This is a genomic window from Streptomyces sp. NPDC014894 (genome assembly GCF_043080985.1).
In the GTDB taxonomy this organism is placed as follows: Bacteria; Actinomycetota; Actinomycetes; order Streptomycetales; family Streptomycetaceae; genus Streptomyces.
This window is the reverse complement of sequence record NZ_JBIBWD010000003.1, coordinates 556,144-575,500: the sequence shown is the minus strand read 5'-3', so window position 1 is coordinate 575,500 and position 19,357 is coordinate 556,144. Positions and strand designations below refer to the sequence as shown.

Genomic DNA, 19,357 nt, shown 5'->3' with positions numbered 1-19,357 from the left:
AGCCGGTACCGGTGAGGCCGGTGGTTGGTGAGCCGGTACCGGTGTTGGTGCCGGTGAGCGGCTGAACCGGTGAGTCCGCCGGTCCGCCGAGGCGGTGGGCGGACGAGGTACGCGGCCGAGGGCCGCATCCCCGCGCGGTGCGGGGGTGCGGCCCTCGGCGGCTTGTGCGGGCTCGGCCGGGGCCGGCCCGGGGGCTCCCGGCGGGAGCGGGACGGCCGGTCAGAGCGAGACGATCATCTTTCCGGTGTTCTCGCCGCGCAGCAGCCCGACGAACGCGTCGTAGCCGCGCTCGATGCCCTCGGCCACGGTCTCCTTGTACTTCAGCTCACCGGAGGCGATCCAGCCCGCGACATCGCGGACGAACTGCCCCTGGAGGTCGAAGTGGTCGGAGACCAGCAGGCCCTGGAGGCGCAGCCGCTTGCCGATCACCAGGGGGAGGTTGTCCGGGCCCGGCTCGGGCGCGGTGTTGTTGTACTGGGCGATCATTCCGCAGAGGGCGGCCCGGCCGTGGAGCCGGAGCGCGCCGATCGCGGCCTGGAGGTGCTCGCCGCCGACGTTGTCGAAGTAGACGTCGATGCCGTCGGGCGCGGCCTGCTGGAGCTGCTCCGCGACGGGGCCGTTCTTGTAGTTGAAGGCCGCGTCGAAGCCGTACTCCTCCACGAGGAGCCTGACCTTCTCGTCGGAGCCGGCCGAGCCGACGACCCGGGAGGCGCCCTTGATCCGGGCGATCTGTCCGACCTGGCCGCCGACCGCGCCCGCCGCGCCGGAGACGAAGACCGCGTCGCCCTCCTGGAAGGCGGCCGACCGCAGGAGTCCGGCGTACGCGGTGAGGCCGGTCATGCCCAGCACGCCGAGGTAGGCGGAGAGCGGGGCGAGCGAGGCGTCGACCTTGGTGGCCTGGTCGGCGGGGACCTCGGCGTACTCGCGCCAGCCGAGGTTGTGCAGCACATGGTCGCCGACGGCGAAGCCCTCGGCCGCGGAGGCGACGACCTCGCCGACCGCGCCGCCCTCCATGGGCCGGTCGAGTCCGAACGGCGGCAGATAGGACTTCACGTCGTTCATCCGTCCCCGCATGTACGGGTCGACCGAGAAGTGCAGATTGCGTACGAGGACCCGGCCCGGGCCGGGCTCGGAGACGGGAACCTCGCGCAGGGCGAAGTCCTCCTCCTTGGGCCAGCCGAGCGGGCGGGCGACGAGCTGCCATTCACGGCTGGTGGCGGGAAGTGCGGGCATGGGCGCGTTGCCTCCTAGGAATGTTTCACTATCTGAAACAACCATGCTGATGATATTTCATACTGTCAAGTATTAAAGTAGGCTCTGGACCATGGCCCTCAGTCCCCGTCCCGATCCCGTGACGCTCGAAGTCATCGACCTCATCGGCGATGTCGTGGCGCGCTACCACGCCGAGTACGAGCAGGCGGCCGCCCAGCACTCGCTGACCGGCGCCCAGGCCAAGCTGCTGGGGCTGCTCACCCTGGAGCCCATGCCGATGCGCCGAATAGCCCAGAGGCTGAAGTGCGAGCCGTCGAACGTCACCGGCATCGTGGACCGGCTGGAGCAGCGCGGACTCGTCGAGCGCCGGGCGGATCCGCACGACCGCCGGGTGAAGCTGGCGGCGGCGACCGACGAGGGCGCGAGCACGGTGAACCGGCTGCGCGAGTCGCTCGACTTCGCCCGCGAGCCGCTGGCCGGGCTCACCGAGGACGAGCGGGCGACCCTGCGGGACCTGCTGCGCCGGATGCTGGGCTAGGACCTCGTCTCCGGGCCCGCCGGGCCCGGGAGCCACCCGGCCGGAGATCGGGGGCCGGCGAGTGGGCAGGATGACGGGTATGACTGCCGCCGCGCCCCTGGGGCCCCTCGACTTCCAGCTCGTCCTGCTGCGCCGGATGGCCGACTTCCGGCCCGAGCTGGTCGAGGACGCCCGCCGGGAGCTGGGGGTGTCCGTCGCCGGGATGCGGGAGGCGAACCGGCGCTGGCAGGCCACGGTCCGCTCGCCCCGCGGCCGGGGCGCGCTCACCCGCTACAGGTCGGTGCTCGGCGAGCCCGAGCGCTCCGTCCGCCGCACGGTGGGCGATCTGGAGTGCGACGCCCTCCAGTGGCCGGTGCCGCTCTGGCCGGATCTGCGGTTCGAGGTCCTGGCGGCCGCGAAGGGCGGCGCGGTGTGGAACGAGTGGCTGGTACGCGCCCCCGGGGCCGCGGGGCCCGAGCTGCGCACCGCCGACGATCTGACGCCCTGGTCGTGCACCGTCGACGAGGCCGCCCGCGCCTTCGCCCCCGCCACCCCGCTCGAAGGCTCCGCCCCCACCCGCTGGCGACTCGCCCTCACCCTCCCCCACGGCGAACGAGCCATCGCCGATTTCACCTGGGGCCTCTTCCAACGCCTCACCTGACCCCACCGCCTTTCAACCCGCCCGACGCTTGAGGACGGCCTTGGCGCACCCCCAACCCATCCGGCGCTTGAAGACAGACCTCACACAAACCCAGCCCGCCGGCGCTTGAGAACGCCCCTGGCGCACCCCCAACCCATCCGACGCTTGAAGACAGACCTCACACAAACCCAGCCCGTCCGGCGCTTGAGGACAAACCTCGCGCCCAGGACCCCGCACCTCACAAGCCCAGAAGATCCAGGTACCCCCACCCGGCCCACCCAGCGCGCGCCGCCCCCCGCCCCGCCGGACGATTCCCTCAGGTACCGCACCCGGGAGGATTCGCCGTGACCGTCAGTCTTGACCAGCTGCGCCGCTGTCATGTCGCCGTCGACCTGGGCGCCGCCCGCACCCGGGTCTTCGTCAAGGGCGCGGGGCTCGTCGTGGACGAGCCGAGCGTCGCCGCCGTGAACACCCGTACCGGCGCCCTCATCGCCGTCGGCGCGCTCGCCGAGAAGATGACCGGCCGTACCCCCGGATACATCCGGGTCGTCCGCCCGGTCTCCGGCGGCACCGTCGTGGACATCGAGATGGCGCAGCGCATGCTCCGCCATCTCCTCGGCGAGAAGCTCCGCCGCCAGCTGCGGCGCAAACCACGGCTGCGCGCCGCCGCCTGCACCCCCCACCTCAGCGATCCGCTGGCCCAGCGCGCCGCCGTGGAGACGCTGGTGGGCCTGGGGGCGCGCCGGGTCGAGCTGGTCGACACCCTCATCGCCGCCGCCGTCGGCTGCGGGCTCCCCGTGGAGCAGCCCACCGCGACCATGATCATGGTGTGCGGGGCGGCGACCACCCAGATCGCGGTGCTCTCCCTCGGCGCCATCGTCACCGCGGAACGCATCCCGGTGGGCGGCAACGCCATCGACCACGCGGTCATCCAGCATCTGCGCACCCAGCACGAGCTGATGCTGCCGAGCCAGTCCGTACGCCCCCTCCAGCTCGCCCTGCAGAGCAACGGCCTGCACTCCCACGGCCCGGAGTCGACGGAGATCCACGGCCGGGACGTGGCCACGGGCCTGGCCCGTTCGGTCCAGGTGGACACCGCCGCCGTACGGAACGCCATCCACACCCCGCTCACCTCGGTCATCGACGGCATCGGCAAGGTCCTCCGCGACTGCCCGCCCGATCTCGTCGCCGATCTCGCCGATCGCGGGATCATGATGGTCGGCGGGAGCGCGCTGCTGCCCGGGTTCGACCAGATGCTGCGGGACGCGACCGGGATGCCCGTACAGATCGCCGACCGTCCGGACATCTGTGCGGTGCTGGGTCTCGGTGCCATGCTGGAGGGCAAGATCCAGCCGCTGGTCCTCAACCCGCTGGCCGAGGTCGACTGAGGGCGGAGGCGAGACGGCGCGGTGAGCGGACCGGGCGGAACGGCGCCGGACGACGGGCGGGACACGGAACCCGACCCGGGCCCGGTCCCGGACGCGGGCCCGGACACCGGCCCGGACACCGATGCGGACACCGAGACGGACGCGGAACCCCGGCTGCCGCTGCTGCTCGAAGCCGTCCTCGGCGTCGGCACCGACCTCGATCTGCCCACCACCCTCCAGCGCCTCGTCGACACCGCCACCGAACTCGCCGGGGCCCGCTACGGCGCGCTCGGCGTCATCGACCCGGAGCGCGGAGTCCTCACCGAACTCTTCACCCGCGGACTGAGCCAGGAGGAACGGGACCGGATCGGCCCGCTGCCCAGCGGCGGGTCCGGGCTGGTGGGCCTGCTCGTCCAGGAGCCCCAGGCGCTGATCGTCCACGATCTCGCGGCCGATCCCCGCTCGTCGGGAGTCCCCGAGGGCCACCCCCCGATGCGCTCGCTGATCGGCGTGCCGATCCGGGTCCGGAACGAGGTCTTCGGCAATCTCTACCTCTCCGAGAAACGCGAGGGCCCCTTCACCGAGGAGGATCTCGCGATGCTCCGGGTGCTCGGCGCCCAGGCCGGGATCGCGATCGGCAACGCCCGGCTGTACGAGACGGCCCGCCAGCGCGAGCGCTGGATCGCGGGCGCGGCCGCCGTCACCACCGCCCTGCTCACCGGGAAGAACCCGCAGGACGCGCTCATCACCGTCGCCGAGCAGGCCCGGATGCTCGCCGGGGCGAGCGCGGGCGTGGTGCTCCAGCCCACCGCCGAGGGCGGAATGGAGATCGTCGCCGCGTCCACGGCGGACGACCCGGGCGACATCGTGGGCACCACCATCGCGCCGGGCTCCCCGGTGCTGGTGCAACTGCTCGGCGGGGAGCCGGTCTTCATCGAGGACTCGGCGACCGACCCCAGGATGACGACACGGGTCCGCACCCGCTTCGGCCCGTCGATGATGCTGCCGCTCCAGAGCGGGGGCCGACTGATCGGCACCCTCGCCCTCCCCCGGCGGCGGCACGGCGAGCCGTACACCTCGGAGGAACGGCTGCTGGCCACGCAGTTCGCCTCGCAGGCCGCGCTGGCGCTGGTGCTCGCGGACGCCCAGCACAATCGCGAGCGGCTGGCGGTCTTCGAGGACCGCGACCGGATCGCCCGCGATCTGCACGACCTCGTCGTCCAGCGGCTGTTCGCCACCGAGATGATGCTGGAGTCGACCCGGCGCAGGGCGGCGGGGGCCGGCGAGGGCGACGAGCTGCTCGGGCGGGCGGTCGACGAGCTGGACTCGACCATCCAGGAGGTGCGGACGGCGATCTTCGCGCTCCAGCAGCCGCCCGCCGACGCCCCCGCGAGCTTCCGGGGCCGGGTGCTGCGGGAGGCCTCCGGGGCCGCCGCGCTGCTCGGCTTCCGCCCGTCGGTGCGCTTTCGCGGTCCGGTCGACGCGCTGCTGCGGGAACCCCTGGACGAACGGCTGCTGGCCGCGCTCCGGAGCGCGCTCGCGGCGGCCCACCGGCGGCCGGACGTGACCTCGGTGGAGGTGGACGTGGACGCGACGGCCCGGCTGCCCGACGGTACGCCCGGGGTGCGGCTGCGGGTCACCGACGACGGCGTGCGCGAGGACGGCGGCGGACGCGGGACCACGGTCGTCTGGCAGGAACCGCGCTGAGGACGGCCGGGCCCGGGAGGCGGACGATCCGGGTCCGTGCCGGGTCCGACGCACGGAAGAAGCTGCTGTGGCGGATGGGCGCCAACACCTCCTGCGGGAGGCCCGCGCTGGCTACGCTTCGGGCATGCGGATGACACGTGGCAAGACCCGGACGCACCGGCCTCTGTTATGACCCACGAGCCCCCCGCGCCCCGGCGCGTGCCCCGGGCGCTCGCCGTCCTCGGATGGCTGTTGACGGGCTCCGTCCTGCTGGCCGTTCTGCTGGCCCTCGCACTCGGCGGGACCCTGGTGTGGTGGCTGGAGGTGGACCGGCCCCCCGCCGTCTTCGAGCACCGGCAGGGTGTGGAGCAGCGCCGGGAGCTGGAGCCCCGGCCGGACTCGGAGCCCCGGCGGGAGCAGCGGGACCGGTACCGGGAGCGGGGACCGGAGGAGGAACGGGGGACGGGCCGGGAGGAGGACTCCGAGCGGCGGCGGGGCTCCGTCGAGCACCGCTCCCCGCGCCCTGATGTACTGGGCGGGGACACGGCTGTGGCCAGGGCCGTGCGGACGGATACGGAGTACGACGAGTGAGTGACCTCTTCCCCGCCCTGCACACCGCGTCGGACCGGACGGCCCTGCGCTTCGGCGAGCGCGCGCTGACCTACCGGCAGTTGGCCGGCGCCGCGGGCGCCCTGGCCGTACGGATCGGCGGGGCCTCCCGGGTCGCCCTCTGGGCCGCCCCGACGCTGGAGACGGCGGTGGGCGCGGTGGCCGCGCTGCTCGCCGGGGTCCCCGTCGTGCCGCTGAACCCGAGGACGGGAGAGCGCGAGCTGGCCCACATCCTCGCCGACAGCCGCCCCGTCGCGGTCCTCGCCGCCCCGGGCGACGAGCTGCCGGCCGCGCTGGACGGGCTCCAGCGGGTCGACGTCCCGGTCACCGGCACGGCGGGTCCGCTGCCCGCGGCCCTGGGGCCGCTCTCCCCCGCGCTGATCGTCTACACCTCGGGGACGACCGGCCCGCCCAAGGGCGCGGTGCTCCCCCGGCGGGCCGTCGCCGCGTCCCTGGACGCCCTGGAGGACGCCTGGGCGTGGACCGCCGACGACGTCCTGGTCCACGGGCTGCCGCTGTTCCATGTGCACGGGCTGATCCTGGGCGTCCTCGGGCCGCTGCGCCGGGGCGGCGAGGTGCGGCATCTGGGCCGGTTCTCGGTGGAGGGCGTGGCGCGGGAGCTGGCGGACGGCGGCACGATGCTCTTCGGCGTGCCGACGATGTACCACCGACTGGCCGAGGCCCTCGACGGCGATCCGGAGCTGCGCGAGGCGCTCACGGGCGCCCGCCTGCTGGTGTCGGGGTCGGCGGCGCTGCCCCTGCACGACCATCGGCGGATCGAGGCGGCGACCGGCCGCCGGGTGATCGAGCGGTACGGCATGACCGAGACCTTGATGAACACGAGCGTCCGGGTGGACGGCCCGCCCGGGGCCGGTTCGGTCGGGACGCCGCTGCGCGGTGTGGAGCTGCGGCTGGTCGGCGAGGACGGCGCGGCGGTCACGGCGTACGACGGGGAGACCATCGGCGAGGTCCAGGTGCGCGGCGAGAATCTCTTCACCGAGTATTTGAACCGGCCCGAGGCGACGGCCGCGGCCTTCGACGGGGACTGGTTCCGCACCGGCGACATGGCGGTGCGCGACGCGGAGGGATCGGTCCGCATCGTCGGCCGCCGGGCCACGGATCTGATCAAGAGCGGTGGCTACAAGATCGGCGCGGGTGAGATCGAGAACGCGCTGCTGGAGCACCCGGGCGTCCGGGAGGCGGCGGTGACGGGAGAGCCGGATCCGGATCTGGGCGAGCGGGTGGTGGCGTGGATCGTGGCGGCCGACGCGCAGGCCCCGCCGTCGGGGGACGAGCTGGCGGCGCATGTGGCGGCGCAGCTGGCCCCGCACAAGCGGCCGAGGACGGTCCGGTTCCTGGACGCGCTGCCGCGCAATGACATGGGCAAGATCATGAAGCGGGCCCTGGCGGTCCCGTAGCCCGCCGAGCCGCCCGCCCGGCCACCCGTACGGCACCCCCGCCCGTACAGCCGACCGCCTGTACGGCTCCCCCGACCCGCCCAGCCCCACCCGTACGGCGGCTCCCCCGACCCGCCCGTACGACGTGCCCTGACCACCCGTACGACCGTCTCGGCCGCCCGGGACGGCTCTGGGCCGCCTCGATCGCCCCTGCCGGTCCTGGCGGCCCCTGACCGCTCGTGACCGTCCCTGCCCGTCCACGACCGCCTGCCCGCTCGCTCACGACCACCTCCGTTCGAAGGATGTTCGATACCGAACGGCTTCGGCGAGCGGGACATACGGACGACGCCTAGCGTGAAGGGAGCAGCCGATTCCGGCTGCTCCCTCGCGACGGGAGGCGTTGCCTCATGGCCGTACTACCGGAAGGCACGCCCTGCTGGGCGGACGCGATGTTCCCCGACCTGGAGGCCGCGAAGGGCTTCTACGGCGAGCTGTTCGGCTGGACGTTCGGCGAGAGTTCGGAGGAGTTCGGGCACTACACCCAGGCGTCGCTGGACGGCAAGGCGGTGGCGGCGGTGGTGCCGCGCGGGCCGGAGTCCGGGATACCCGCCGCGTGGAATCTCTACTTCGCCACCCCGGACGCCGATTCGACGGCCGCCAGGATCCGCGAGAACGGCGGCGAGCTGGGGATGGAGCCGATGACGGTCGGCGAGTTCGGCCGGATGGTCATGGCCCGGGACCCCAGCGGGGTGTACTTCAGCGCCTGGCAGGCGGGCACCCACTGCGGCTTCGAGAAGACCGGTGAGCCGGGCGCGTACGCCTGGGCCGATCTCTGCACCCGTGATGTGCGCAAGGCGGACTCCTTCTTCCCGCTCGTGTTCCCGTTCGAGGTGCGGAAGATGGAGGGCGAGCGGGTCGACTTCCATCTGTGGAGCATCGGCGGCGAACCGGTCGCCGGCCGGCTGCGGATGACCGAGAACTTCCCCGCCGAGGCCGCGCCGTTCATCAATGTGTACTTCGCGGTGGCGGACGTGGACGCGGCCGTCGCCACCGTCACCCGGCTCGGCGGACGGCTGATGTACGGGCCGCACGACAGCCCCTTCGGACGGTTCGCCCCCGTGATGGACCCGCAGGGCGCGGCCTTCTCGGTGATCGACCTGGAGTCCCGCGCCGGGGAGACGCCCTCGTTCTCCTGAGGCGCGCCCCGGCCGCCCGTACGGTGTGCGTACGGGCGGCCGGGGCCGCGCGGGCCGCCCTCGGGTCAGTCCCGCTCCCGCCCCTCGGTTCCGCTTCTGCCTTCTCCCCGGCCCTCCGTTTCGGTTCCGTTTCCGGTTCCGCTCCGGGGCCCGCCCGTGGTTTCGCCCGAGGTTTCGCCGGAGCGGGCGGGGGCCGGGCGGTCGCCCAGTCCCGCCCGGTCGCGCGGCCCCGAGAAGGCGTACGGACCGGTCGCGGCAGGCCGTTCCGCGCGGTCGGCGGCGCGTTCCGGGGCGGCCGGGGCGGCGCGGCGGCCGTCGCTGATCCCCGACACCCGCTCGGACCGGGCGGTGCGGGTCGCGTCGCCGGAGGTCTCCCGGTCGCCCGGCAGGGGCGGAAGGTGCGGAAGATCGCCGGCGGGCGGCCGGCCGGGCCGCTCGGCGGTCGGCGACGACCTCACCTCGCGGGCGCCGAGGTCGCCCGAGCCCTGCCCCTGTCCCTGCCCTTGCCCTTGCCCTTGCCCCTGGCCCTCGTCCGGGCCTCGGTCGATGTCGATCTCCGGAACGGGGTCGGCGCCGGGGGGATCGGCGGGGGCCCGGCCGGTCGTCCAGCGTTCGCCGTCCGATCCGTCGCGGACCTTGACGACCACATCGGCCCCCGCTCCCCGGGCGCCCGGGACGACGGCGAGCCCGCCGTCCCAGCGGGGGATCACCCGGCCCTGGACGGTGAGGTCGTACCGTACGGCCTTGGCGCCGGACCGTTCCCGGCCGCCGTTCCCCCGGCAGTCGGTGAGGGCGAGCGCGCCGGACGGGTCCCGGGAGTTCAGACAGAGTCCGGGCGAGACGGCGGAGCGCAGCCGGCCGTCCTTCTCGTAGACCCACTTCTGGGTGTCGACCTGGGCGCAGGCGGCCGTGGTGGCGTCGGCGTCCCGCTCCGCGCCACCGTGCAGATCGAGACAGAGACCGGACTCGGCGTGGCGCAGCTGGGTGGTGAGCGGGCCGGGCGGATGGACGGCCGCGGCGGTCGCCGAGGGCCGTGCGCCGGGCACGGCGGGGGCGGCCGCGGCGTCGGTGGGCTCGCCGCGGAGCCCGTTGACGACGGTCGCGGCGATCAGCAGTCCGGCGGCGGCCCCGACCCCGGCGAGCAGGGCCGTCCGGCCGCGCCCCGCGAGTACGGGGATCCTCGGCGCGGGCGGGGGCGCGACACGGCGTTCGTCGTCCGGCCGCTCCGCGCGCGGGCGGGGGGCGGAACGGCGTACCGCGACCCGTAACGCGGCGGCCCTGGCCTGGTAGCGGGCGTTGCGGCGGGCGGGCCGGGAGTCGAGATACGGCTGCGCGGCCCAGCCGAGGATTCCCTCGGCGATGAGCAGGGCCAGCCGGCCGTCGCGGTGGTCGAGCTGCTCGGCGGCGAATCGGCAGTGGCGGCAGTCGGTGAGATGCGCGCGGAGATCGGGGACCGGCTCGCCGTCCCGGCGGGTGGAGACATCGAGGAGACGATTGTAGTAACGGCATTCGCACTCAGGTGCGATTTCCAGGTGGAGTCGCAGAATCCCCGAGCGGAGCATTTCCCGGGCCTGTTCGAGCTGGGCCGCCGCGCCGCGTGGATCCATCGCCAGTAAACCGGCGGGTACGGATATGTCCTCGGCTTCCACCTCGGCGTGCCAGAGCAGGCATTGGGCGGAACCCGGCACATCCTGAAAGGCCCGGGCGACCAGCGTCCGATTCGCCGCGAGAGTGAACATCTCGACGGGTACGGTTCGGCCAGTCTCCGGATTCTGGAGTTCCGGGAGCGCGGTGACCCGCCCGTCGGCCGCCCATGCCTTGGCGATGTGCCGGGCTGTCGACAGAAGGAGCGGACGGATCGCGGAAGTCGTCCGCGCGCGCCGCAGATTTTCCAGCACTCGGGCGAAAGCGGCGGCGGTCAGCAGGGCCGCGGCCTTCGCCGACGGGGTGCCGATGGCGGCGTAGTCGAGGACCGGCTGCCAGTGCCTGGCCAGCAGCGCGGCCACGGGCTGGGCGTCGTTGGGGGCGTCCGCGGCCCGCAGGGCGGCCGCGAGACCTTCGTCGGAGGCTCCGGAGTCGAGGCCGGTTCGGGTGGGAGGGAAGGAATCCTGGTTTCGGGGATTGGTCATCAGACGTCTTTCCATCCAGGGCATTGCGGTGGGGGGTTGGGCAGTGCCGTCCGGCCCGGGGCGAGCGGGCAGAGGATTTCGGTCAATGAAGTCGTACGTCGTTTAAAGGGGTGCGGGTTGCGGGATGCGGCGTTCCGTACCGACAGCCATTCGAACGGGTGAACAAAACCGACCGTGTTCGGACGTGGGGAAGCTCACTTTCGCACAACCGCCGGTGCGGAACAAGAGTTCAAGAACCGTCGGCCCAGGGGGTGTTCAATGTCCGCCGGTAGGCAGTTCGCGTTCAGACTTGACCATCGCCGATCACTGTTGGCGTTCGTTGTTCATCGATGGTGTTCAGTGGCTGTTCGTTGGGCATCGTTGATGTTCGCTTGGTGTTCCCCGGCCGTCGTTACGCGTCCCCTCGGCGAATCGCCGGAGCCCACGGGGGAACCGCGGGACGCGCGTGGTGTACGAGGTGTACGGGGAAATCGGGGCCCGGGGGATGTGCGGGACGGTCAGCGTCGGCTGAGAACGATCTCCGTGGCCTTGACGCTCGTCCACACCGCGACCCCGTCGGCGAGCCCGAGTTCGGCGGCCGCCTGCGGAGTGATCTCGGCGATCAGATCGGGCACCCGCGGCGAACCGATCAGAACGCGCAGCCTGCTGCCGCTCGCGGTGATCTCCCGGACCGTGCCCGGCCAGACATTCCGCGGACTGCCGCCCGGCCTTTCCCGGTGCACGGAGACGGCCTCGGGGCCGAAGACGGCGAGGGCGGGCGTACCGGCGGGCAGGGGTTCCGCGACCGTGAGCCGGCCGCCGCCAAAGAGCCCGAGCCCGCTCTCGTCCGCACTCCCCGGCCAGGCGTTTTGGCCGAGCATCCGGGCGACCCACGGCGAGCGCGGATGGCGGGCGACCTCGGCGGGGTGCGCGTCCTGGAGCGCGCGGCCCTCGTCCAGGACGAGGACCCGGTCGGCGAGCGAGACCGCCTCCACCGGATCGTGGGTGACGATCAGACAGACGCCGCCGAAGCCGTCGAGATGGGTGCGCAGGGTGTGGCGGACCCGGGCGCGGGTGGTCTGGTCGAGGGCGGCGAGCGGCTCGTCGAGCAGCAGCAGCCGGGGGCGCGCGGCCAGGGCGCGCGCGAGCGCCACGCGCTGTGCCTGACCGCCGGAGAGCTGCGCGGGCCTGCGCCCGGAGAGCTGCCCCACGCCCAGCCGGTCCAGCCACCGCTGGGCGTCGCGGCGGGCCTCGGCGCGCGGGACGCCGTGGGCGCGCGGTCCGTACGCCGTGTTGCCGAGCGCGGTCAGATGCGGGAAGAGCGCGCCGTCCTGGGGGACCCAGGCGACGCCCCTGCGGTGCGGCGGGAGCGCGGTGACGTCGCGCCCGCCGAGCCGGAGGACGGCGTGGGCGCGCGGGGTGAGTCCGAGGAGGGCGCGCAGCAGGGTGGTCTTGCCCGCGCCGTTGGGGCCGACGACGGCGATGGTGATGCCGGGGGCGGCGTCGAGGCTGAGCCGGGTGAAGCCGGTGAGGTCGGCGTGGAGGGACCAGGAGCCGCCGTGGGGCGGGGCCGCCCGGGAGTCCCGGTTACGGTCCGATTCGGGGGCCCGGCCGGATTCCCGGGTACGGTCCGGTTCCGGGGCACGGTCCGGTTCGGGCTCCGCTTCACGGCGCGCCGTGGACTCCGGGCTGGGCTCCGGTTCCGGGTCCGCGCCCTGGTGATCGTGGTACGGGGCCGGCTTCACGCCGTGATGTGCGATGCGGTCCGGCGCGGTGCGGGCGGCGGCGGACGCTCCCTGGATCCACCGTCCGCGCAGGGCGATGAGCACCGCCATGGCGATGGCCAGGAGCAGCAGGGAGAGGGAGGTGGCCGCCTCCGGCCGGGACTGGAGCAGGAGATAGACCTGGAGCGGCAGGGTCTGCGTCGCGCCGGGCAGATTCCCCGCGAAGGTGATGGTCGCCCCGAACTCGCCGAGCGCGCGGGCCCAGGTGAGCGCGGCGCCCGCGGTCAGACCGGGGGCCACCATCGGCAGGGTCACGGTGAGGAACACCCGTACCGGCGAGGCTCCGAGGGAGGCCGCGGTCTCCTCGTACCCGGGGCGCAGACCGCGGAGCGCGCCTTCGAGGCTGATGACGAGGAAGGGCATCGCGACGAAGGTGGCGGCGACGACCGCGCCGGAGGTGTGGAAGGGGAGGGTGATGCCGAAGGTGTCTTCCAGCCAGGGGCCCGCGATGCCCCGGCGGCCGAATCCCAGCAGGAGGGCGACGCCGCCGACGGTGGGGGGCAGCACCATCGGGAGCAGGACGAGGGAGCGCACCAGCGCCTTGCCGGGGAAGTCCACCCGTGCGAGCAGCCAGGCCAGCGGCACCCCGAGCAGCAGGGAGAGGCCGAGGGCCCAGAAGGAGACGAGCAGGGAGAGCCGGAGCGCCTCGACGACGGCCGGGCTGCTCAGATGCGTACCGAGGTCGGCCCATGGGGTGTGCACCAGGATGCCGAGCAGCGGCAGCAGCAGGAACGCGACGGCGAGCAGGGCGGGCACGGTGAGCGCGAGCGGGGCGCGGACGCCGGTGCCAGTGCCGGCGGGTCCCTGGGGGCGGAGGCGCTTCATCGGAGTCCCTGCTGTACGCGGTGCATGTGAGGTTCATGGTGCGCGGTGGGCGGGTGGTCCGCTCCCGCGCCCGGCCGGTCGGTCAGGCCGCCGGTAGGTCGGTCCGCCGGTAGGTCGGTCGGCCCGTCGGTCGCTCGGCCCTCACGGCTGCTGGAAGCCCGCCTCCTTGAGGATCTTCCGCGCCTCGGGGCCGCTCAGCCAGGTGACGAACGCGGCGGCGGCCTCGGACCTCTTCGAGGTCTTGAGGGTGGCGGCGGGGTACTCGGCCACCGCGTTCCGCGCGTCCGGGATCGCGACCGCGTCGACCTTGTCCTCGGCGCTCGCCGCGTCGGTCCGGTAGACGAGCCCGGCGTCGGCCTCGCCCAGCTCGACCTTGCTGAGCACGGCGCGGACGTTGGGCTCCTCGGAGACCGGCCGCACCTCGATCCCCTGCCGGTCAAGGATCTGTTCGGAGTACCGCCCGACCGGCACCTCGGGCGCGGCCAGGACGACCTTCAGCTTCCTGTCCGCCAGGTCCTCCAGCTCGTCGACCTTCTCGGGATTGCCCTCGGCGACGGCGATGACCAGCCGGTTCTTGGCGATGACCGTCGGCTTCCCGGTCTCCGCCCGGAGCCCGTCCATGGTCTTGGCGTCGGCGGTGATCAGCGCGTCCGCGGGGGCGCCCTGCCGGACCTGGGCGGCCAGTTCCTGGGAGCCGGCGAAGGAGAAGGTGATCCGCGCGCCCGGGTGGTCCTTCTCGTACGCGGCGCCCGCGGTCTCGAAGACATCGGTGAGCGAGGAGGCGGCCAGCACGGTGAGCGCGGGCCCGGCCGCGGCGCCGTCCTCCTTCCCGCCGTCACCGCCGCAGGCCGCGAGCGGTACGAGCAGAACGGCCGAGAGCACGGCGGTGGCCGGGCGGCGGAGCGTCACGGGCGGGGACTCCTTGCTGAGGGCGGTCGGCCGTCTCCCGTACCGGAGGGCGGCGGACGGACCGCGAGGCGATGGCGGCGGCGGGCGGTCAGGCGGTCAGGCGGTCAGGCGGTCAGGCGGTCAGGCGGTCAGACCAAGTCGATATGGACATTGGTCGACTTCACCCGGGCGGTGGCGCGCATGCCGACCTCCAGCCCCAGTTCCTCGACGGCCTCCCTGGTCAGCAGGGAGACCAGCCGGTGCGGCCCGGCCTGGATCTCGACCTGGGCGGCGACATCACCGAGCTTGACGGCGGTGACGATCCCGGGAAACGCGTTACGGGCCGAGGTGTACGAGGCCTCCTCGTCGCCGCCGCTCTGCCCGACCTCGATGGAGAAGGCGGCCAGATCCCGCCCCTCGATCAGACGCCGGCCGCTCTCGTCCCGGTGGGTCGCGACCCGCCCGGCGTCGGCCCAGCGCCTCGCCGTGTCGGGGCTGACGCCGAGGAGACGGGCGGCCTGACCAATGGTGTACGACTGCATATGCCACAGATTAGGCCGCATGACATGGCATCTACAACCCTCGTACGACGATTCACCCCGCTTCTGCGTACACCGGTCCGGCGGCGCGGGCCCGCACCCCGAGACGCGGCCCCGCAGCTGACGGCCGAGCCGCCCCACAGCCCCCATGGCCCCACGGGCAGTCGGCGAGCCTGGCCGCCGCCGGAGCGGAGATCGCCGCGAAGGGGCCCGGCCGCCCGCCGGTCCCGACGGGCCAGGTGCTGTTTGAGCCGTGGTCCGCCGAGGGCTTCGAGCGGCGGGACAACCCCGGCGGCCGCCCCGTACCGCCGATTTACACGAATGAGACGGCCAGCACGGCTCTCGCGACGCCCGCGCACCCCCGGCGCCGGGTATCGGACAAGGACCATGTACTAGGCACGGACTTCTCTGGACGAGGTTCCCCGGCAGCAGGACACTCCCGGCACCCGCTGAGCCCCCGGCCTCCCGGCCGCGGGCGTCATCACAAGGAGGTTCCGTGACCATCAGAGCCAGGTTCATGGCACTCGCCCTCGGCATCGCCGCCGTGGGCGCGCTGACCACCGCCACGGCCGTACCCGCCCAGGCGGCGGCCCCCGCCGCGCCCGCCGTCGCCGAACAGTCCGCACAGCCCGCCGCCTGGTACCCCACGACGTCCAAGGGCGGACCGATCAGGGAGTGCTACCGGGCCAGCTGTCGCGTGATCGTCGACACGTACAACGGCGAGGCCATGCACTGGAGCCACTACGCCGTCAATCCATCGGGCAACAGGTGGTACTACGTGCGGGACAGCGTCGGCTACACGGGATGGATCTACTGCGGCAACATCACCGCCGGCTGCTGAGCGACTGACACCCCGTTCCCGCACCGCTCGCGCGGGAGCCCTCTGACCGCCGAACGCCCCGTACCGGCAGCGGCCGGTACGGGGCGTTCTCCCGCCGGGGGAAGCGACCCGTCGAGCGCCCGCCCCCGGCAGGATCACACCCCCGGCCGACGGATGATGAGTCCGTCGGCCGTCAGCATGATGACCGGCCCGCTGTTCCGGCCGATCAGGGCCGCGCGCCCCGACGCGTCCGAACCCCCTCGGCCGACGCCCCGGGCGCTCACCGGACGGCGACCGGGCGCCCCTCGTACGCCCCGGGGCCCTGTCACCCCTCCGTGCGATCATCTGTCCATGCTGGAGATCGCGGGTTACGAGGACGGCCCGCTGGTCGACGGCTCGGGTTTTCTCGATCTGCCGCTCTTCTGGCCGTGCCACCTCGGCTCCGGCCTGGTGGGCGAGGAGGCGCAGGAAGCGGCCCTCGGCCCCGACTGGGACGACGCCCAGGACCTCTGCTCGCGGATGTTCGACGCCGAGGAGTGGCCGGTGTTCACGGTGGGCCTGCGCTCCGGCCACGCGGTCCACGTCGTCTATCGCAATCGGGAAGGCGACCGGGGCGTCGACTATCTGCTCATGCGCCCCTCCTGGCAGGAAGCCGTCACCCTCGCCGTGGACGACGGCCATTTCAGGGGGCCCGGCCTCTGCTGGCCGGAGCTGGCGTCGGCGGCGGATCAAGCCGCCCCGACCGGTGTCACCGACCCGGACGCCCGGCTGCTGCTGCTCTTCCCCATGCTCGGCGACGCCGGCGTACCCGAGTCCGCGGCGGCCCGTCTCGCCTCGGCCCTCGCCGCGCTCACCCTCGCCGAGGACCCCGCCCGGCTCGCCCGGCTGCTGCTGCGGAATCAAGGGCAGTGGGAGTCCGCGAACTGGACGCGGCGGGACGGGGAATGGATCTGCGACGGGTCCCACAGCTTCCGCGATCCTTCGAACGCCTTCGCCCTGACCCCGGCGCAGACCGCAGCCGTCAGCAGCGCCTTCGCGGCCGACCCCGACCGCTAGGGCCTCTCTTTCGGATCTTGCCGGGCCGCATGCCCCAGCGCCGCGCGCTCGCCGCCGCCCGCCGGTCCGGCGACGCCCCACCGTGATCATCACCACAGCCCGCAGCCGCGCCCGCGAGGCGCTGTCCCCCGTACCCGCGTCGGCGGTCAGGGCGTGCAGCGGGGCTTCGCGAAGGGCGTCCGGCCGAGGGTGCGCGATCGGCCCGCCCGAGGCCGTACAGAGCCCTGAAAACGCCAAAGCCGCAGGTGAGAACGATTCTTCACCTGCGGACTACGGTGGGGCGGGTGGGACTCGAACCCACGGCCGACGGATTATGAGTCCGCTGCTCTAACCGGCTGAGCTACCGCCCCTAACGGCGCGTCGCGCACAAATGTGCGCGCCGTCTGCCGCAGCATAGCCGCTCATACGATCTCCTGCTTCGGATGGTCGGCAACGTCCAGCAGTGAAGAGCGCGCTGCGCGCTGCCCGGTTCCACCGGTAACCCAGAACATACGAAAAAGGACCCACATGGGGTCCTGTTCCGTTCGGCTCCCCCGGCTGGACTCGAACCAGCAACCCTCCGGTTAACAGCCGAATGCTCTGCCAATTGAGCTACAGGGGATCGCGCTCCCCCGACTGGACTCGAACCAGTAACCTGCCGGTTAACAGCCGGCTGCTCTGCCAATTGAGCTACAGGGGATTGCATCGCGTGCACCGAACGTACCTACCCGGGGCTTCCCGGAGGGCGTGCGTTCGCTGCGACACATACATTAGCGCAAGCAGGGGGGTGCTCCGCCAATCGGTAGGGTCCTGGGTGATCACGGGCCGGGCCGGGTAGGCGGGCAGGCACCGACGTAGGCAAACGAAGGGTGACAGCGCCATGCGGTACAAGCTCACATTCGTCGTCGGGCTCGCCATCGGATACGTGATCGGGACGCGGGCCGGCCGCGAGCGCTACGAGGAGATGCGGAAGAGCGCACGGCAGTTCTCGCAGAACCCCGCGGTGCGCAACGCGGCGGAGTCCGCGGTGCACAACGGCCGCGAGGTCGCGGGCAAGGCGTTCCACACGGTCAGCGCGAAGGTCGGCGACCGGCTGCCGGAGTCCGTCGCCGAGCGGGTGCGATCGCTGCGGGAGCGCGGCTCCGGCGGCGAGGACGACTGGGGAACGAGCAACACATGACACCGGCGCTCTCCGGGTGGGGCAGAATCTCCCCCCATGGGGATAGTCGCCGGCTTGGACAGTTCATCTGCGTTCACCCAGATCGTCGTCTGTGACGCGGACACGGGTGCCGTACTGCGGCAGGGCTATGCCCCGCACCCCGTGGATCCGAAGGCGACCGAGATCGACCCGCAGGCGTGGCTGCTCTCGCTCGGCGAGGCGGCGGCCGGCGGGCTGCTCGAAGGCGTGGAGGCCATAGGCGTCTCGGCGCAGCAGCACGGGCTGGTCCCGCTGGATCAGCAGGGTTCGCTGGTGCGTCCGGCGCTGGTCGGCAATGACAAGCGGGCGCAGATCGCCGCCGCCGATCTGATCGACGGGCTCGGCGGGCGGCAGGTGTGGGCCGAGGCCGTCGGATCGGTGCCGCAGGCGGCGCATCCGGTGGCGAAGCTGCGCTGGCTGGCCCGCGCGGAACCGCAGGCGGCGCAGCGGGTGGCGAGCGTGCTCCAGCCCCACGACTGGCTGGTGTGGCAGCTGCTCGGCCGGCCCGCCCGGCGGACCACCGACCGGGGCGGGGCCTCGGGCACCGGCTACTGGTCGGCGGGCTCCGGCGCGTACCGCTCCGATCTGGTCGAGCTGGCCCTCGGCCACCAGTGCGCGCTGCCGGAGGTGCTCGGTCCGGCCGACGCGGCGGGGACCACTCCCGAGGGGCTGCTGATCTCCGCGGGCACCGGCGAGATGATGGCCGCGGCCTTCGGGCTCGGCGTGGCCGCCGGGGATGCGGTGGTCTCGCTCGGAGCCTCCGGTTCCGTGATGGCGGTGCACCATGAGGCGCTGGCCGACCCGAACGGGATGATCACCTCGTACGCCGACGCCACCGGGATGCATCTGCCCGTGGTGCACACGCTCAACGCCGTGCGGGCGCTGCGCGGCACCGCCGAGATGCTCGGGCTCGACGATCTCGACGCCCTCTCCGAGCTGGCGATGAAGTCCACTCCCGGCTCCTCCGGGCTGGTGCTGCTGCCGTATCTGGAGGGCGAGCGCACCCCCCGGCTGCCGCACACCGCCGGAACGCTCAGCGGGCTGCGCCGTGAGTCGATGAAGCCCGAGCATCTGGCGCGGGCCGCGATCGAGGGGATGCTCTGCTCGCTCGCCGACGCGATGGACGTGCTGCGCGGTCGCGGGGTGGAGGTGCGGAGGGTCTTCCTGCTGGGCGCGAGCGCCGGGCTGCCCGCCGTGCAGGCCGCGGCCCCGGGGATCTTCGGGGCGCAGGTGCTCGTGCCGCAGCCCGCCGACTACGCGGCGCTGGGCGCTGCGCGTCAGGCGGCCTGGGCGCTCGGGGTCTCTCGGGGGACGCTGTCGCCCGCCGCCCCGCCGGTCTGGCAGGACGCCCAGGTGCGGGTGCTGGAGCCGGGCGAGGAGCTGGCCTCGGGCCAGGCGGTGCGCCAGCAGTACGGCGCGACCCGGGAACAGCTGCACCCCGGGGCCTTCTCCTTCTGACGCGCGTGGGACGCCCCCGGACGCTTCCGCGTCCGGGCCGGCGGGCCCGGTCGGCCGTACGGCGCGTCTTGACCCGGC

16 protein-coding genes and 3 tRNA genes are annotated in these 19,357 nt (G+C 73.4%); 11 read left to right on the top strand and 8 right to left on the bottom strand.

Translation table 11 applies throughout. From position 1 onward, the window contains the following. Window positions 1-219: 219 nt before the first annotated feature. On the bottom strand, window positions 220-1,233 hold the full coding sequence (locus tag ACF089_RS10360) for an NADP-dependent oxidoreductase (protein ID WP_392024455.1): 1,014 nt from the start codon (window positions 1,231-1,233) through the stop codon (window positions 220-222). A 91-nt stretch (window positions 1,234-1,324) separates the two neighbouring features. Between ACF089_RS10360 and ACF089_RS10355 the strand changes: the two genes are divergently transcribed. From ACF089_RS10355 to ACF089_RS10325, 7 genes are all read left to right on the top strand, one after another. Further along, window positions 1,325-1,750 carry a MarR family winged helix-turn-helix transcriptional regulator gene (locus tag ACF089_RS10355; RefSeq protein WP_392024452.1) on the top strand — a complete coding sequence of 142 codons (426 nt, stop codon included), beginning with the start codon at window positions 1,325-1,327 and terminating at the stop codon, window positions 1,748-1,750. Between the two features lie 79 nt (window positions 1,751-1,829). After that, entirely contained in the window at window positions 1,830-2,390 is a 561-nt protein-coding gene (locus tag ACF089_RS10350) for a hypothetical protein (RefSeq protein ID WP_392024450.1), read from the top strand. A gap of 323 nt (window positions 2,391-2,713) precedes the next feature. Then, on the top strand, window positions 2,714-3,757 hold the full coding sequence (locus ACF089_RS10345; protein ID WP_392024447.1) for a rod shape-determining protein: 1,044 nt from the start codon (window positions 2,714-2,716) through the stop codon (window positions 3,755-3,757). A gap of 21 nt (window positions 3,758-3,778) precedes the next feature. Beyond that, window positions 3,779-5,443, top strand: a complete 1,665-nt coding sequence (locus ACF089_RS10340) for a GAF domain-containing protein (RefSeq protein ID WP_392024444.1) — start codon at window positions 3,779-3,781, stop codon at window positions 5,441-5,443. 168 nt (window positions 5,444-5,611) lie between these two features. Continuing rightward, entirely contained in the window at window positions 5,612-6,013 is a 402-nt protein-coding gene (locus ACF089_RS10335; RefSeq protein ID WP_392024441.1) for a hypothetical protein, read from the top strand. After that, window positions 6,010-7,449 carry an acyl-CoA synthetase gene (locus tag ACF089_RS10330; RefSeq protein WP_392024439.1) on the top strand — a complete coding sequence of 480 codons (1,440 nt, stop codon included), beginning with the start codon at window positions 6,010-6,012 and terminating at the stop codon, window positions 7,447-7,449. The genes ACF089_RS10335 and ACF089_RS10330 overlap by 4 nt, the downstream gene beginning before the upstream one ends. A gap of 386 nt (window positions 7,450-7,835) precedes the next feature. Further along, window positions 7,836-8,624, top strand: a complete 789-nt coding sequence (locus ACF089_RS10325) for a VOC family protein (protein WP_392024436.1) — start codon at window positions 7,836-7,838, stop codon at window positions 8,622-8,624. Between the two features lie 65 nt (window positions 8,625-8,689). Here ACF089_RS10325 and ACF089_RS10320 read toward each other — a convergent pair whose 3' ends face one another. The 4 genes from ACF089_RS10320 to ACF089_RS10305 all read right to left on the bottom strand — a co-directional run bounded on the left by ACF089_RS10320 (window position 8,690) and on the right by ACF089_RS10305 (window position 14,771). Further along, window positions 8,690-10,753 (bottom strand): ricin-type beta-trefoil lectin domain protein, encoded by a 2,064-nt coding sequence (locus ACF089_RS10320; protein ID WP_392024433.1) that lies wholly within the window; start codon window positions 10,751-10,753, stop codon window positions 8,690-8,692. 497 nt (window positions 10,754-11,250) lie between these two features. Next, window positions 11,251-13,341: an ABC transporter permease gene (locus tag ACF089_RS10315; RefSeq protein ID WP_392024431.1), complete on the bottom strand. Its 2,091-nt coding sequence runs from the start codon at window positions 13,339-13,341 to the stop codon at window positions 11,251-11,253. 141 nt (window positions 13,342-13,482) lie between these two features. Then, a complete protein-coding gene (gene modA / locus ACF089_RS10310; protein WP_392024428.1) occupies window positions 13,483-14,250 on the bottom strand; it encodes a molybdate ABC transporter substrate-binding protein in 768 nt (255 codons plus the stop codon). 128 nt (window positions 14,251-14,378) lie between these two features. Continuing rightward, window positions 14,379-14,771, bottom strand: coding sequence for a molybdopterin-binding protein (locus ACF089_RS10305; protein ID WP_392024425.1), 393 nt, complete (start codon window positions 14,769-14,771; stop codon window positions 14,379-14,381). A gap of 493 nt (window positions 14,772-15,264) precedes the next feature. Here ACF089_RS10305 and ACF089_RS10300 point away from each other — a divergent pair, with 493 nt between their 5' ends. Both ACF089_RS10300 and ACF089_RS10295 read left to right on the top strand, forming a co-directional pair. After that, a complete protein-coding gene (locus ACF089_RS10300) occupies window positions 15,265-15,609 on the top strand; it encodes a hypothetical protein (RefSeq protein WP_392024423.1) in 345 nt (114 codons plus the stop codon). A gap of 330 nt (window positions 15,610-15,939) precedes the next feature. Next, complete coding sequence (locus ACF089_RS10295; protein ID WP_392024421.1) at window positions 15,940-16,644, top strand: hypothetical protein; 705 nt, start codon at window positions 15,940-15,942, stop codon at window positions 16,642-16,644. A 276-nt stretch (window positions 16,645-16,920) separates the two neighbouring features. Here ACF089_RS10295 and ACF089_RS10290 read toward each other — a convergent pair. From ACF089_RS10290 to ACF089_RS10280, 3 genes are all read right to left on the bottom strand, one after another. Then, window positions 16,921-16,994 (bottom strand) — tRNA-Ile (locus ACF089_RS10290). Between the two features lie 178 nt (window positions 16,995-17,172). After that, window positions 17,173-17,245: transfer RNA gene (locus tag ACF089_RS10285), tRNA-Asn, on the bottom strand. A gap of 5 nt (window positions 17,246-17,250) precedes the next feature. After that, a tRNA-Asn gene (locus ACF089_RS10280) sits at window positions 17,251-17,323 on the bottom strand. 180 nt (window positions 17,324-17,503) lie between these two features. Here ACF089_RS10280 and ACF089_RS10275 point away from each other — a divergent pair. Then, window positions 17,504-17,803 carry a YtxH domain-containing protein gene (locus tag ACF089_RS10275; protein WP_392024418.1) on the top strand — a complete coding sequence of 100 codons (300 nt, stop codon included), beginning with the start codon at window positions 17,504-17,506 and terminating at the stop codon, window positions 17,801-17,803. Window positions 17,804-17,839: 36 nt separating this feature from the next. Beyond that, on the top strand, window positions 17,840-19,279 hold the full coding sequence (locus tag ACF089_RS10270) for an FGGY family carbohydrate kinase (protein ID WP_392024415.1): 1,440 nt from the start codon (window positions 17,840-17,842) through the stop codon (window positions 19,277-19,279). Window positions 19,280-19,357 lie beyond the last annotated feature (78 nt).

Excerpts from the sequence above, each read along its gene's own strand:
- ACF089_RS10360 (WP_392024455.1), bottom strand. The coding sequence starts at position 1,233 with ATGCCCGCACTTCCCGCCACCAGCCGTGAATGGCAGCTCGTCGCCCGC.
- ACF089_RS10305 (WP_392024425.1), bottom strand. The coding sequence starts at position 14,771 with ATGCAGTCGTACACCATTGGTCAGGCCGCCCGTCTCCTCGGCGTCAGC.
- ACF089_RS10350 (WP_392024450.1), top strand. The coding sequence starts at position 1,830 with ATGACTGCCGCCGCGCCCCTGGGGCCCCTCGACTTCCAGCTCGTCCTG.
- ACF089_RS10335 (WP_392024441.1), top strand. The coding sequence starts at position 5,612 with ATGACCCACGAGCCCCCCGCGCCCCGGCGCGTGCCCCGGGCGCTCGCC.
- ACF089_RS10320 (WP_392024433.1), bottom strand. The coding sequence starts at position 10,753 with ATGACCAATCCCCGAAACCAGGATTCCTTCCCTCCCACCCGAACCGGC.
- ACF089_RS10295 (WP_392024421.1), top strand. The coding sequence starts at position 15,940 with ATGCTGGAGATCGCGGGTTACGAGGACGGCCCGCTGGTCGACGGCTCG.
- ACF089_RS10315 (WP_392024431.1), bottom strand. The coding sequence starts at position 13,341 with ATGAAGCGCCTCCGCCCCCAGGGACCCGCCGGCACTGGCACCGGCGTC.
- ACF089_RS10270 (WP_392024415.1), top strand. The coding sequence starts at position 17,840 with ATGGGGATAGTCGCCGGCTTGGACAGTTCATCTGCGTTCACCCAGATC.
- ACF089_RS10275 (WP_392024418.1), top strand. The coding sequence starts at position 17,504 with ATGCGGTACAAGCTCACATTCGTCGTCGGGCTCGCCATCGGATACGTG.
- ACF089_RS10325 (WP_392024436.1), top strand. The coding sequence starts at position 7,836 with ATGGCCGTACTACCGGAAGGCACGCCCTGCTGGGCGGACGCGATGTTC.
- ACF089_RS10355 (WP_392024452.1), top strand. The coding sequence starts at position 1,325 with ATGGCCCTCAGTCCCCGTCCCGATCCCGTGACGCTCGAAGTCATCGAC.